The sequence below is a fragment of the Salmonella sp. 32031103-2018-00083-FB-01-SM-01 genome (assembly GCF_017571995.1).
Lineage (GTDB): Bacteria > Pseudomonadota > Gammaproteobacteria > Enterobacterales > Enterobacteriaceae > Salmonella > Salmonella enterica.
Genome location: NZ_JAGEQL010000003.1, coordinates 320,346 through 332,521 on the forward strand (window position 1 = coordinate 320,346; position 12,176 = coordinate 332,521).

The window sequence follows — 12,176 nt, forward strand, 5'->3', positions numbered from 1 at the left end:
CTTATGTGGCTAAAGAAAAGCAGGATATACAATGAACAAGAAGATTCATTCCCTGACCTTACTGGTCAATTTAGGGATTTACGGGGCCGCTCTGCCCGTGATGGCAGAAGAAAAAACCGATAGCGCTGCGCTCACCAATGAAGACACCATCGTGGTGACCGCTGCCCAGCAAAACCTACAGGCGCCAGGCGTATCCACCATCACCGCCGATGAGATCCGCAAAAATCCGCCCGCGCGCGACGTGTCAGAAATCATCCGCACCATGCCGGGCGTGAACCTGACCGGCAACTCCACCAGCGGTCAGCGCGGGAATAACCGCCAAATCGATATTCGCGGCATGGGGCCGGAAAACACCCTTATCCTGATTGACGGTAAACCCGTCACCAGCCGTAACTCGGTACGCCTGGGCTGGCGCGGCGAACGCGATACCCGTGGCGATACCGCGTGGGTGCCGCCGGAGATGATCGAACGCATTGAAGTGCTGCGTGGCCCTGCCGCCGCACGCTACGGCAACGGCGCGGCGGGTGGCGTGGTCAATATCATTACCAAAAAAGGCGGTAGCGAGTGGCACGGTTCCTGGAATACCTATTTCAACGCGCCGGAACATAAAGACGAAGGCGCGACCAAACGCACTAACTTTAGCCTGAACGGCCCGCTGGGCGGGGATTTCAGCTTCCGTCTGTATGGCAACCTCGACAAAACGCAGGCGGATGCGCGTAATATTAACCAGGGGCATCAGTCTGAACGTACCGGGAGTTACGCCGACACGCTACCGGCAGGACGCGAGGGGGTCATTAACAAAGATATCAACGGCGTAGTTCGTTGGGATTTTGCTCCGCTTCAGTCTCTGGAGCTGGAGGCCGGATACAGTCGCCAGGGCAATCTCTATGCCGGTGATACTCAGAACACCAATACGAACCAACTGGTGAAAGATAATTACGGAAAAGAGACGAACCGCCTCTATCGGCAGAACTACTCTCTGACCTGGAACGGCGGCTGGGATAATGGCGTAACCACCAGTAACTGGGTGCAATACGAACATACCCGTAACTCCCGGATGCCGGAAGGCTTAGCAGGCGGCACCGAAGGAATTTTCGATCCCAAAGCATCGCAAAAATATGCCGATGCCGATTTGAATGACGTCACCCTACACAGCGAAGTGAGCCTTCCTTTCGATCTGCTGGTCAATCAAAACCTGACGCTGGGTAGCGAATGGGCCCAACAGCGTATGAAAGACGAGCTCTCCAACTCGCAAACCTTTATGGGGGGAAATATCCCGGGTTACAGCAGTACCAATCGTAGCCCCTATTCAAAAGCGGAAATTTTCTCTCTGTTTGCTGAAAACAACATGGAACTGACCGACAGCACCATGCTGACGCCGGGGCTACGTTTCGATCATCACAGTATTGTGGGGGATAACTGGAGCCCGTCGCTGAACCTGTCGCAAGGTCTGGGGGATGACTTTACCCTGAAAATGGGGATCGCCCGCGCTTATAAAGCCCCGAGTCTGTACCAGACTAACCCAAACTATATTTTGTACAGTAAAGGTCAGGGTTGCTACGCGACTGGCGCGGGTACCGGCATCGGCTGCTATATGATGGGTAACGATGATCTGAAAGCCGAGACCAGCATCAATAAAGAGATCGGTCTGGAATTTAAACGCGATGGCTGGCTGGCCGGCATCACCTGGTTCCGCAATGATTACCGCAATAAGATTGAAGCGGGTACGGTGCCGTTGCAGCGTATCAACAACGGCAAAACGGATGTCTATCAGTGGGAGAACGTGCCGAAAGCGGTCGTTGAAGGTCTGGAAGGCACGTTAAACGTACCGGTTAGCGACACCGTCAACTGGACGAATAACGTTACGTATATGCTGCAGAGTAAAAACAAAGAGACCGGCGAACGCCTGTCGATTATTCCACAGTACACGCTTAACTCAACCCTGAGCTGGCAGGTACGTCAGGACGTTTCTCTGCAATCGACCTTCACCTGGTACGGCAAACAAGAGCCGAAGAAATATGATTATCAGGGCAACCCCGTTACCGGAACAGATAAGCAAGCGGTCAGCCCATACAGTATTGTTGGCCTGAGCGCGACCTGGGACGTGACCAAAAATGTCAGCCTGACCGGTGGCGTGGATAACCTCTTTGACAAACGTCTGTGGCGTGAAGGTAACGCGCAAACCGTCAGGGATACTCAAACTGGCGCTTATATGGCGGGCGCTGGCGCGTACACCTATAACGAACCGGGACGTACGTGGTATATGAGCATTAATACCCATTTCTGATGGCAACCTTCCCTCCCTCATTCGGGGAGGGAATTAGCAAAAAACGATGCTGACATCTCATTTTCCCCTTCCCTTTGCCGGACACAGGCTGCATATCGTCGACTTTGATGCGAGCAGCTTTCACGAACACGACCTGCTATGGCTACCTCATCACGATCGGCTCCGGTCTGCCGGACGCAAGCGTAAAGCTGAACATCTGGCAGGCCGCATTGCCGCCGTTCATGCGCTACGCGAGGTGGGCGTCAGGACAGTGCCCGGTATTGGCGACAAGCGACAGCCGCTATGGCCGGACGGCCTATTTGGCAGCATCAGCCACTGTGCGTCAACGGCGCTGGCCGTCATATCCCGACAACGTGTCGGCATTGATATAGAAAAAATCATGAGTCAGCACACGGCGACAGAGCTGGCGCCGTCCATTATCGATAGCGATGAGCGCCAAATTCTCCAGGCGAGCTCGCTCCCTTTTCCGCTTGCCCTGACGCTGGCTTTCTCCGCCAAAGAGAGCGTTTATAAAGCCTTTTCAGACCGCGTCACGCTCCCGGGATTCAATAGCGCAAAAGTTACCTCGCTTACCGCCACGCACATCTCGTTACATCTGCTGCCAGCCTTTGCCGCCACGATGGCTGAACGTACCGTCCGTACAGAATGGTTTCAACGTGGCAATAGCGTTATTACTCTTGTTTCTGCAATAACGCGCTTTCCCCACGACAGGAGCGCTCCCGCTTCTATACTTAGCGCAATACCCCGATAAATGAGATCACTATGACGCTGAATGATTTTCATGTTTCTGAACCTTATACGCTTGGTATTGAGCTGGAGATGCAGGTGATCAATCCACCTGGCTACGATTTAAGTCAGGACTCTTCTACACTGATCGACGCCGTTAAGCCCCAACTTACTGCGGGAGAAATTAAGCACGATATCACCGAAAGTATGCTGGAGATGGCCACGGGCGTCTGCCGCGATATTGACCAGGCGGCGGCCCAACTTTCTGCCATGCAGCACGTTATTTTACAGGCGGCGTCGGAACACCATCTCGGCATTTGCGGCGGCGGTACGCACCCTTTTCAAAAATGGCAGCGTCAGGAGGTCTGTGATAATGAGCGCTATCAACGCACGCTGCAAAATTTCGGCTACTTAATTCAACAGGCGACGGTTTTCGGCCAGCATGTCCACGTCGGCTGCGCGAACGGCGACGATGCGATTTATCTTTTACACGGGCTGTCGCATTTTGTGCCACACTTTATTGCGCTCTCCGCCGCGTCTCCCTATATGCAAGGATCTGACACCCGTTTTGCCTGCGCGCGCCTGAATATTTTTTCCGCTTTTCCCGATAACGGTCCCATGCCGTGGGTCAGTAACTGGCAAGAGTTTGCCGGACTATTTCGTCGTCTGTCTTACACCACGATGATCGACAGCATCAAAGATTTGCACTGGGATATCCGCCCCAGCCCGGCCTTTGGCACGGTAGAAGTTCGGGTGATGGATACGCCGCTCACCCTTGATCATGCCATCAATATGGCAGGGTTGATTCAGGCGACCGCGCACTGGCTGCTGACCGAGCGTCCCTTTAAACCGCAGGAACAAGACTATCTGTTATATAAATTCAACCGTTTTCAGGCTTGCCGCTATGGTCTGGAGGGCGTGCTAACCGATGCCTATACCGGCGACCGCCGTCGCCTGGCAGATGATACGCTGCGTCTGCTGGACAACGTTACCCCCTCAGCGCGCAAGCTGGGCGCCGACAGCGCCATTGACGCACTACGTCTGCAGGTGAAAAAAGGCGGTAACGAAGCGCAATATATGCGGGAGTTTATTGCCGACGGCGGATCGCTGATAGGCCTGGTACAAAAACATTGTGAAATCTGGGCGGGACAATAGACAGCATATTTGCCTTACCAGGCGATATCCCGGACAATGGCGTTTTAACTTACGTTTAACAAAGCCATGAAACACCCGCTTGAATCATTGATGACCGCTGCCGGTATTTTGCTGATGGCGTTGCTCTCCAGCCTGCTGCTGCCCGCCCCTTCGCTCGGCCTTGCGCTGGCGCAAAAACTGGTCGGGATCTTTCATCTTATGGATCTCAACCAGCTTTATACTTTGTTGTTTTGTTTATGGTTTCTTTTGCTCGGCGCGCTGGAATATTATGTTATTCGCTTTATCTGGCGGCGCTGGTTTTCGCTGGCCAATTAAACATTTCAATGCGTACGGCCATGATTTTCTTTACGATAAGCGCCTGGCGGCAGGTTGAACGTGCGGGTAAAAATGCGCGTAAAGGTTTGCTGCGAATCAAAACCATACTTTAGACAAATATCATACACCTTCTGGTCGGTGTCGCGCAGGTCGCGCGCCGCCAGTTTTAGCTTCCGTTCACGCACGTAGCGCCCCAGACTCTCCCCTTTGTACTGCATAAAAAGGCGCTGCAGGTGCCACTTGGAATACCCCGCATGACGGGCAATATCATCAATACGTAACGGCTGATTCAAATTATCATCAATCCACTCGACAATCGTGTCGATAACCTGAGCGGAAATGGTCATCGTGCTCTCCCCTCTATCAAACTCGTCAGCGGCTCCCGCACCGCACATTTACGGCAACAGCAATAAGCATAGTAATAACCACACAAATTGTGAGACAGCTTATCGCATGGCCTGCAATATGCTTTTCTACCACTTCATGCGGCAGCCCTTGATTATGAGTGAGTAAGCACTCATTATAGAAAGCAAAGATACGCCGTCAAGGTACTTTTCAAAGGTTGACATTCACCGTTGCGACGCGACAACGGGCATGATTCAATCATGTTTTTCCAGACATAAGGGTAACGTGTAGTGGCTCGTCCGAAGAGTGAAGACAAAAAACAAGCATTACTGGAAGCGGCAACCCAGGCGATAGCGCAATCCGGTATCGCCGCCTCAACGGCGGTGATTGCGCGTAACGCAGGTGTTGCAGAAGGAACATTGTTTCGCTATTTCGCGACCAAAGATGAGCTGATTAACACGTTGTATTTGCATTTAAAGCAGGATCTCTGCCAGTCAATGATAATGGAGCTGGATCGATCCATTACCGATGCCAAAATGATGACTCGTTTTATCTGGAACAGTTACATCAGTTGGGGTCTGAACCATCCCGCGCGCCATCGGGCGATCCGTCAACTGGCCGTCAGCGAAAAGCTCACCAAAGAGACGGAACAACGGGCCGACGATATGTTCCCCGAATTGCGCGATTTATGTCATCGTTCCGTTTTGATGGTGTTTATGTCGGATGAGTACCGCGCCTTCGGCGACGGCCTTTTTCTGGCGCTGGCTGAAACAACAATGGATTTCGCCGCGCGCGATCCCGCTCGCGCTGGCGAATATATTGCGCTGGGATTCGAAGCCATGTGGCGCGCGCTGACTCGCGAGGAGCAATAATGGACGGTCAAACACTGCACGCCTGTGCAAAACGCTTTGCGCTGGAACTGCCTTTTACCGAACACTGCTGGCCTTTCGGCCCACAGTACGATGTGTTTAAAGTCGACGGCAAAATATTCATGCTTTTCACTGAACATCACTGCCGTCCAGTGGTGAACCTGAAGTCGAATCCCCAAAAATCCCTGGTAAATCAACAAATTTACCCCAGCATTGCGCCTGGCTATCACATGAATAAGAAACACTGGATTTCAGTCTATGCGGGCGAGGATATCACCGTCTCGCTACTCAACGATTTGATAAATGACTCATGGAATCTGGTCGTAGACGGGCTGCCTAAAAGAGAGCAACTGCGCCTGCGGCCGCGCTGATGCAATAACCGTTTCCGCATTTTCCTCCCTTATCTTTTTACCGATAACCCGGTACCCTGCTGATACAAAAGGGTACTAAACCAACCAGGAGCATTTATGGATATCGTTTCTGTCGCCTTAAAGCGCTACTCCACTAAGGCGTTCGATCCCAGCAAAAAACTGACCGCCGAAGAAGCGGATAAAATAAAAACACTACTACAGTACAGCCCCTCCAGCACCAATTCCCAGCCGTGGCACTTTATTGTCGCCAGTACGGAAGAGGGCAAAGCGCGTGTCGCAAAATCCGCCGCCGCCAATTATGTGTTTAACGAACGTAAAATGTTAGACGCCTCCCATGTGGTGGTCTTCTGCGCAAAAACCGCAATGGATGACGCATGGCTTGAGCGCGTCGTCGATCAGGAAGATGCCGATGGCCGTTTCGCTACGCCGGAAGCTAAAGCGGCAAATGATAAAGGTCGCCGCTTTTTCGCCGATATGCACCGCGTCTCGCTGAAAGATGACCACCAGTGGATGGCGAAACAGGTCTATCTGAACGTCGGCAACTTTCTGCTGGGCGTCGCCGCGATGGGTCTCGACGCCGTCCCCATTGAAGGTTTCGACGCCGAGGTGCTCGACGCTGAATTTGGTCTGAAAGAAAAAGGCTATACCAGTCTGGTCGTGGTGCCGGTCGGCCATCATAGCGTCGAGGATTTCAACGCCGGGCTGCCGAAATCACGTCTGCCGCTTGAAACCACACTGACGGAAGTCTAATCCCCTGCCTAAGCCGGACGCCCGTCCGGCTTTTTTCACCTTTCTGCCAGGTTCCCCAATGATCAATGGCGCGAAGTGCCAGGTTTAACATCGCTAGTGTTAACTTTCTCTTTCAAGGTATTGAAAATAAATAACATTTAAAACTGGCACGCCGTTGGCCATATCTGGATACCCCTTATCTGGATGAAGGAGAAAACGGCGTGGCACCGGTTTGCGCCTACGATGGCGATATTGTCACCACGGGGTTGGCCCTCCCTGGCGTGTCATCAAAATCGGGCGCTAAACCCAACGTTATAACGGGTTTGATTGCCATCGCTTAACCCTGCCGTTTGCGACAGCCCGGCGAAAGCGGACACCGTTGCCGACAGCGGAATATCTGCGCCAATCGCGATATCAACCCAGTTTTTATCCTGCGCTTTTCCGTCGCGGCTAAACGTCAGCGCGGTCGATTTAAGGCCGCCATTCGCCACATACGTATCATCGCCAAACTGACGGCGATAATTAATCTGCGCCCAGGAGTGAATGATGCTGTGGCGGAGATCCAGACGCCAACCAGCGCTACCCACCTGCGAATGGGCGTTTTGGTCGCCAAAACGCATTGATGTACTGGTATTGAGCTTCTCGCTATAACCATTAACGTGGCTGTAATCCCATGCATATTGCAGCATCGGTCCGGTCGTTAACCACGGCATCATGACAAAATCATAACCGCTGGTTAACCTCGCGCCCCACAGCCGACCGTTGGTTTCGCCCTCTTCCACCCGTCTTAGCGCACCGAGCGTTATACTGCGCTGGATGTTACTGAATTTAGCGGACAGATAGTGTAAATCGCTATCCAGCCACGCCTGACCGGCGCGTAAATGGCTGAATACGGCGGCCTGAAAACCGCGGGCATCATAACGATAATTATCGTCAGGATGTTGCTTATCCAGAGAACCGGCTATCAGCCCTCCCAGCAGTACCTGCTCGTTAAGCTGATAATCGACGCCAACCGTCAGATTATTATGATTACCGTTCCCGTCGGCCTCATTATTATCATAACGTTGATATCCCCCGCTGTATCCGCCGAACATGCCCAGTGAACCAACAGGATTTTCCCCCTGGCGAAGCTGCTGATAACGGCTGTCAAGCGTGGTACGACTGCCTTGCGCCATCGACTGAACGCTTTGGTTCAGGTATGTCGCCTGTACCGGCGCGGCAATGATCGACTGGATATATTGCGCAATAATGGTATGGACCTGCGGACCGGGATGTAAATGATCGGCAAACAGATAGTCCTGCGACGCATTAAATCCAGGCATCGCCGAGGAGCACGCCGAAGCGGATACGCCTGGCGGGCAGGCCATACCTACGGTATTTGTCAGACCAAACGCCTGCGGGTTGGCAAGAATTTCCTTAAAGAGGCCGTTGATATCGGCACGGGCTATATTGCCGCCGTGTTGCTCCAGCCCCTTCTCTTCCATCTGATTATAATAATCGGTCAGAGCTGACGCCTGCCCTGCCGCCTTTTCATAGCCCGCCAGCAGTTGCTCAACGAGCAGTTGCTGAATAAACGGATTGCTGCTTACCGTTGCAGCCGCCGCCAGCAACGCCTTGCGGATCGCCTGTTGCCGACTGGCGAAATCGGGCGTAGCGCCCTCCGCCAGCGCCTCTAACGCCGCTTTTAGCGCCGGGGGCGCCGCTGCGCCCAGCCCGGCGGTGATTACCGCCTCCAGAAGCATTGGCGTCGCACTAATATCCGGTACGTTTGGCACCACGACCAGCCCGGCGCCGGCATCCAGTAACATCCCTACCTGCGCCGCCGCGCTAGTGGCGCTATTACCGGCTATTTGCTGTGCCATGGCAGGTCGCGCGATGGCCGCCGCCAGATCGTTTCCGCCTACCCAGTGAATATACAAACCGTTGTGGTCGGCTTTTCCCCCTGTTTTGGCAAGCCACTGCCGTACCTGATCCGCGGTATTATCCTGCGGGTTTAATTCCGGGGTCGCCGTCGCGCCGCCGGCGGCATAATTAGAACCGCCATTGTTGGAGGGGCTTAATGCCAGCCCAAATCGTTCGGCCAACTGTTCATCGTAGAGCTTATTTTGACCACTATCCCAGGTCCAGCGACCGTTATTCCCGGTATCGCTAAGGCTATCGCCAAATACCGTAAGAGAGTCAAACGCACAGGCAGATAATGGCGCGGCCAGCGCCAGCGAGAGTATGCCGTATTTTAGCAGGGTACGCTTTTGGGTCATCCGATGTTCCTTAATGTTATTGTTGAGAGGTACGACGGTGCTAATCATCATCCGACAGAAACATTGCAATCGTTTTAAGCATTCTGGTTAAAATGTTTTCATCCATTGTTGACGAACTGGCGCCTGTTCAAAAAAATGGGGTGGCGTAAAATAACGACGTTTATGGGGCGCTGGATAAAATATAGCGTATGGATAACCCCTGAAGCGCTTTTACCCGTCTGTTGCTGATTATGCCTGAAGCGCAGGCGTCCTGATTTGCATAAATGCCATTCAGCAGTCATCATAGGCTGCTGTTTATAAAGGAGAGATTATGCAGGAATTGATATCCCGGGTAGAAGATTTAGCGGGAATTGAAATGAATCACACCACGTCGCTGGTGGTGATATTTGGTATTATTTTTCTGACGGCAGTTGTCGTGCATATTATTTTGCACTGGATAGTACTGCGCGCTTTCGAAAAACGTGCCAGCGCCAGTTCCCGCCTGTGGCTGCAAATTATTACCCAGAATAAATTATTCCATCGTCTGGCTTTTACGCTGCAAGGCATCATTGTCAATATTCAGGCCGCGCTCTGGCTACAAAAAGGCAGTGAGGCTGCGGATATCCTGACGACCTGCGCGCAGTTATGGATTATGACCTACGCCCTGCTGTCGTTATTTTCTCTGCTGGACGTGATTTTCAATCTATCGCAAAAATGGCCCGCCGCCTCTCAGTTGCCGCTAAAAGGAATATTTCAGGGTATTAAGCTCATCGGCGCCATTATCGTCGGCATTCTGATGATCTCACTGCTGATTGGCCAGTCACCAGCAATTTTAATCAGCGGGCTGGGCGCGATGGCCGCGGTATTAATGCTGGTCTTTAAAGACCCGATTCTTGGCCTGGTTGCCGGTATACAGCTTTCCGCCAACGATATGCTCAAACTGGGCGACTGGCTGGAGATGCCAAAATATGGCGCAGATGGCGCGGTCATTGATATTGGCTTAACCACGGTAAAAGTACGCAACTGGGATAATACCATCACCACCATTCCCACCTGGTCGCTGGTTTCCGACTCGTTCAAAAACTGGAGCGGCATGTCTGCGTCCGGCGGACGCCGGATTAAACGCAGCATTAATATTGACGCGACCAGTATCCATTTTCTGGATGATGATGAAAAACAGCGGCTGTTAACCGCGCAACTGTTAAAGCCGTACCTTACCAGCCGTCATCAGGAAATCGATGAATGGAATAAACAACTGGATGCGCCGGAATCAGCCTTAAATCACCGCCGAATGACCAATATCGGAACATTTCGCGCCTATCTGAACGAATATTTACGCCACCATCCGCGCATCCGTAAAGACATGACGCTGATGGTACGCCAACTGGCGCCTGACGATCATGGTTTGCCGATAGAGATCTACGCCTTTACCAATACCGTCGTGTGGCTGGAATATGAGAGCATTCAGGCCGATATTTTCGACCATATTTTTGCCGTGGTGGAAGAGTTCGGCTTGCGTATTCATCAGACGCCGACCGGCAGCGATATTCGCGCGCTGTCAGGGACATTGCGGCATTAATGGATTGCCCGATCGCATGAGCATGGGATCGGGCAAAAAAGTTAATGAGCCTTACGGCGCAAAACTGTAAACGCGATAAACAGGAATACAATCCATACCGGCAGCAAAATCGCCGACAATCGCATATCGTCCATCGTACACATTAACACCAGAATCAGCGCCAGAAACGCAATGCACAAATAGTTTCCGGCGGGATAGAACAGCGCCTTAAATTGCGTCTCGCGCCCTTTACGACGCATCGCCGCGCGAAAACGTAAATGCGCGAGACAAATCATTATCCAGTTTAGCAATAGCGTCGCGACAACCAGCGCCATCAACAGGCTAAACGCTTTTTGCGGCAACAGATAGTTGATCAGCACCACCAGCGAGGTAATCGCTCCGGAAAGTATCAGCGAGTTCACCGGCACGCCGCGATGGCTGACGCGAGTTAAAAATTTCGGCGCGTTGCCTTGTACGGACAGGCCGAACAGCATTCGGCTATTCGAATAAACGCCGCTGTTATACACCGAAAGCGACGCGACCAGAATAACGAAATTCAGCGCCGACGCCACCACATTACTGTCCAGGTTATGGAAGATCATCACAAAAGGGCTGCTATTGGATTTCACCTCTACCCACGGATAGAGCGCCAGCAACACCACCAGCGAACCGATGTAGAACAGCAAAATACGGTATACCACCTGATTCACCGCTTTCGGAATGCTTTTTTGCGGATCGCGCGCTTCCGCCGCAGTAATGCCGATCAGCTCCAGTCCGCCAAAAGAAAACATAATCACCGCCAGCGACAGAAGCAAACCATGCCAACCGGTAGCGAAGAAACCGTTATAACGCCAGAGGTTATCAATGCTGGCATGTTCGCCGCCGTGGCCGGAGAACAGCAGCCACAGACCAAAACCTATCATGCCGATAATCGCCAGCACTTTAATGAGCGCGAACCAGAATTCCGTTTCGCCATACAGGCGAACGTTCACCAGATTTACGGCATTAATGATAATAAAAAACGCCGCCGCCCATATCCATGTTGGTACATCAGGCAGCCAGTACTGCATATAGATGCCCGCCGCGGTCAGCTCCGCCATCCCGACCAGCACAAACATGACCCAATAGTTCCAGCCCGACAAAAAGCCCGCAAACGGCCCCCAATATTTCCAGGCGAAGTGGGCAAACGATCCGGAAACCGGCTCTTCCACGACCATTTCACCCAACTGGCGCATAATGAGAAAAGCGATAATCCCGGCAACGCCATAGCCCAACAAAACAGCCGGCCCCGCCATTTGAATCGCCGGGCCGATGCCCAGAAACAGTCCGGTGCCAATGGCGCCGCCCAGCGCGATTAGCTGAATATGGCGGTTTTGCAACCCCCGTTGAAGCGTCGGTTCATTCTTCGACGCGGCATCCGACACGCTGGCGCCGGATGCAGTTGACGCGTTTTTCACGTCCTACCCCTGTATCGTTTTTATTGAGGGGCACCTTTTAACATTTCGCTCTCGCTGCCGCAAGGCGCAATCGTTTGTCAAGGCTCAACTCCGGACGTTAACGTTATCGTGTAAAAAAAGATGTCGC

General features: G+C 52.7%; 11 protein-coding genes. 8 read left to right on the forward strand and 3 right to left on the reverse strand.

All coding sequences use genetic code 11. The annotated features are described in order from the left end of the window. Positions 1-31 precede the first annotated feature (31 nt). The 4 genes from J4614_RS11250 (at position 32) to J4614_RS11265 (ending at position 4,483) form a co-directional block, all read left to right on the forward strand. The gene (locus J4614_RS11250) at positions 32-2,287 is read left to right on the forward strand and encodes a TonB-dependent siderophore receptor (protein WP_001034964.1); all 2,256 of its coding nucleotides are present in this window, start codon (positions 32-34) and stop codon (positions 2,285-2,287) included. A 46-nt stretch (positions 2,288-2,333) separates the two neighbouring features. Continuing rightward, entirely contained in the window at positions 2,334-3,038 is a 705-nt protein-coding gene (entD, locus tag J4614_RS11255) for an enterobactin synthase subunit EntD (RefSeq protein WP_023220102.1), read from the forward strand. Between the two features lie 11 nt (positions 3,039-3,049). Continuing rightward, positions 3,050-4,168 (forward strand): YbdK family carboxylate-amine ligase, encoded by a 1,119-nt coding sequence (locus tag J4614_RS11260; protein WP_208293176.1) that lies wholly within the window; start codon positions 3,050-3,052, stop codon positions 4,166-4,168. Positions 4,169-4,234: 66 nt separating this feature from the next. Then, positions 4,235-4,483 carry a DUF1158 family protein gene (locus tag J4614_RS11265; RefSeq protein ID WP_000682498.1) on the forward strand — a complete coding sequence of 83 codons (249 nt, stop codon included), beginning with the start codon at positions 4,235-4,237 and terminating at the stop codon, positions 4,481-4,483. Between the two features lie 5 nt (positions 4,484-4,488). Here the strand turns inward: J4614_RS11265 and J4614_RS11270 are convergent, their stop codons facing one another. Continuing rightward, positions 4,489-4,830 (reverse strand): RamA family antibiotic efflux transcriptional regulator, encoded by a 342-nt coding sequence (locus J4614_RS11270; protein ID WP_000155635.1) that lies wholly within the window; start codon positions 4,828-4,830, stop codon positions 4,489-4,491. A gap of 288 nt (positions 4,831-5,118) precedes the next feature. Here J4614_RS11270 and J4614_RS11275 point away from each other — a divergent pair, with 288 nt between their 5' ends. From J4614_RS11275 to nfsB, 3 genes are all read left to right on the forward strand, one after another. Further along, positions 5,119-5,700 carry a TetR/AcrR family transcriptional regulator gene (locus J4614_RS11275; RefSeq protein ID WP_000113609.1) on the forward strand — a complete coding sequence of 194 codons (582 nt, stop codon included), beginning with the start codon at positions 5,119-5,121 and terminating at the stop codon, positions 5,698-5,700. Next, entirely contained in the window at positions 5,700-6,068 is a 369-nt protein-coding gene (locus J4614_RS11280) for an MmcQ/YjbR family DNA-binding protein (protein WP_195700605.1), read from the forward strand. The genes J4614_RS11275 and J4614_RS11280 overlap by 1 nt, the downstream gene beginning before the upstream one ends. A 96-nt stretch (positions 6,069-6,164) precedes the next feature. Continuing rightward, the gene (gene nfsB / locus J4614_RS11285; protein ID WP_001585524.1) at positions 6,165-6,818 is read left to right on the forward strand and encodes an oxygen-insensitive NAD(P)H nitroreductase; all 654 of its coding nucleotides are present in this window, start codon (positions 6,165-6,167) and stop codon (positions 6,816-6,818) included. Between the two features lie 266 nt (positions 6,819-7,084). Here nfsB and J4614_RS11290 read toward each other — a convergent pair whose 3' ends face one another. Further along, positions 7,085-9,055 carry an autotransporter domain-containing protein gene (locus J4614_RS11290; protein WP_208293177.1) on the reverse strand — a complete coding sequence of 657 codons (1,971 nt, stop codon included), beginning with the start codon at positions 9,053-9,055 and terminating at the stop codon, positions 7,085-7,087. A 310-nt stretch (positions 9,056-9,365) separates the two neighbouring features. Here J4614_RS11290 and J4614_RS11295 point away from each other — a divergent pair, with 310 nt between their 5' ends. After that, the gene (locus J4614_RS11295) at positions 9,366-10,613 is read left to right on the forward strand and encodes a mechanosensitive ion channel family protein (protein WP_001156978.1); all 1,248 of its coding nucleotides are present in this window, start codon (positions 9,366-9,368) and stop codon (positions 10,611-10,613) included. A 41-nt stretch (positions 10,614-10,654) separates the two neighbouring features. Here the strand turns inward: J4614_RS11295 and pheP are convergent, their stop codons facing one another. Next, on the reverse strand, positions 10,655-12,049 hold the full coding sequence (gene pheP, locus J4614_RS11300) for a phenylalanine transporter (protein ID WP_000786283.1): 1,395 nt from the start codon (positions 12,047-12,049) through the stop codon (positions 10,655-10,657). Between the last annotated feature and the right edge of the window lie 127 nt (positions 12,050-12,176).

Coding starts and splice junctions, on each gene's coding strand:
- J4614_RS11250 (WP_001034964.1), top strand. CDS start 32: ATGAACAAGAAGATTCATTCCCTGACCTTACTGGTCAATTTAGGGATT.
- entD (WP_023220102.1), top strand. CDS start 2,334: ATGCTGACATCTCATTTTCCCCTTCCCTTTGCCGGACACAGGCTGCAT.
- J4614_RS11260 (WP_208293176.1), top strand. CDS start 3,050: ATGACGCTGAATGATTTTCATGTTTCTGAACCTTATACGCTTGGTATT.
- J4614_RS11265 (WP_000682498.1), top strand. CDS start 4,235: ATGAAACACCCGCTTGAATCATTGATGACCGCTGCCGGTATTTTGCTG.
- J4614_RS11270 (WP_000155635.1), bottom strand. CDS start 4,830: ATGACCATTTCCGCTCAGGTTATCGACACGATTGTCGAGTGGATTGAT.
- J4614_RS11280 (WP_195700605.1), top strand. CDS start 5,700: ATGGACGGTCAAACACTGCACGCCTGTGCAAAACGCTTTGCGCTGGAA.
- nfsB (WP_001585524.1), top strand. CDS start 6,165: ATGGATATCGTTTCTGTCGCCTTAAAGCGCTACTCCACTAAGGCGTTC.
- J4614_RS11290 (WP_208293177.1), bottom strand. CDS start 9,055: ATGACCCAAAAGCGTACCCTGCTAAAATACGGCATACTCTCGCTGGCG.
- J4614_RS11295 (WP_001156978.1), top strand. CDS start 9,366: ATGCAGGAATTGATATCCCGGGTAGAAGATTTAGCGGGAATTGAAATG.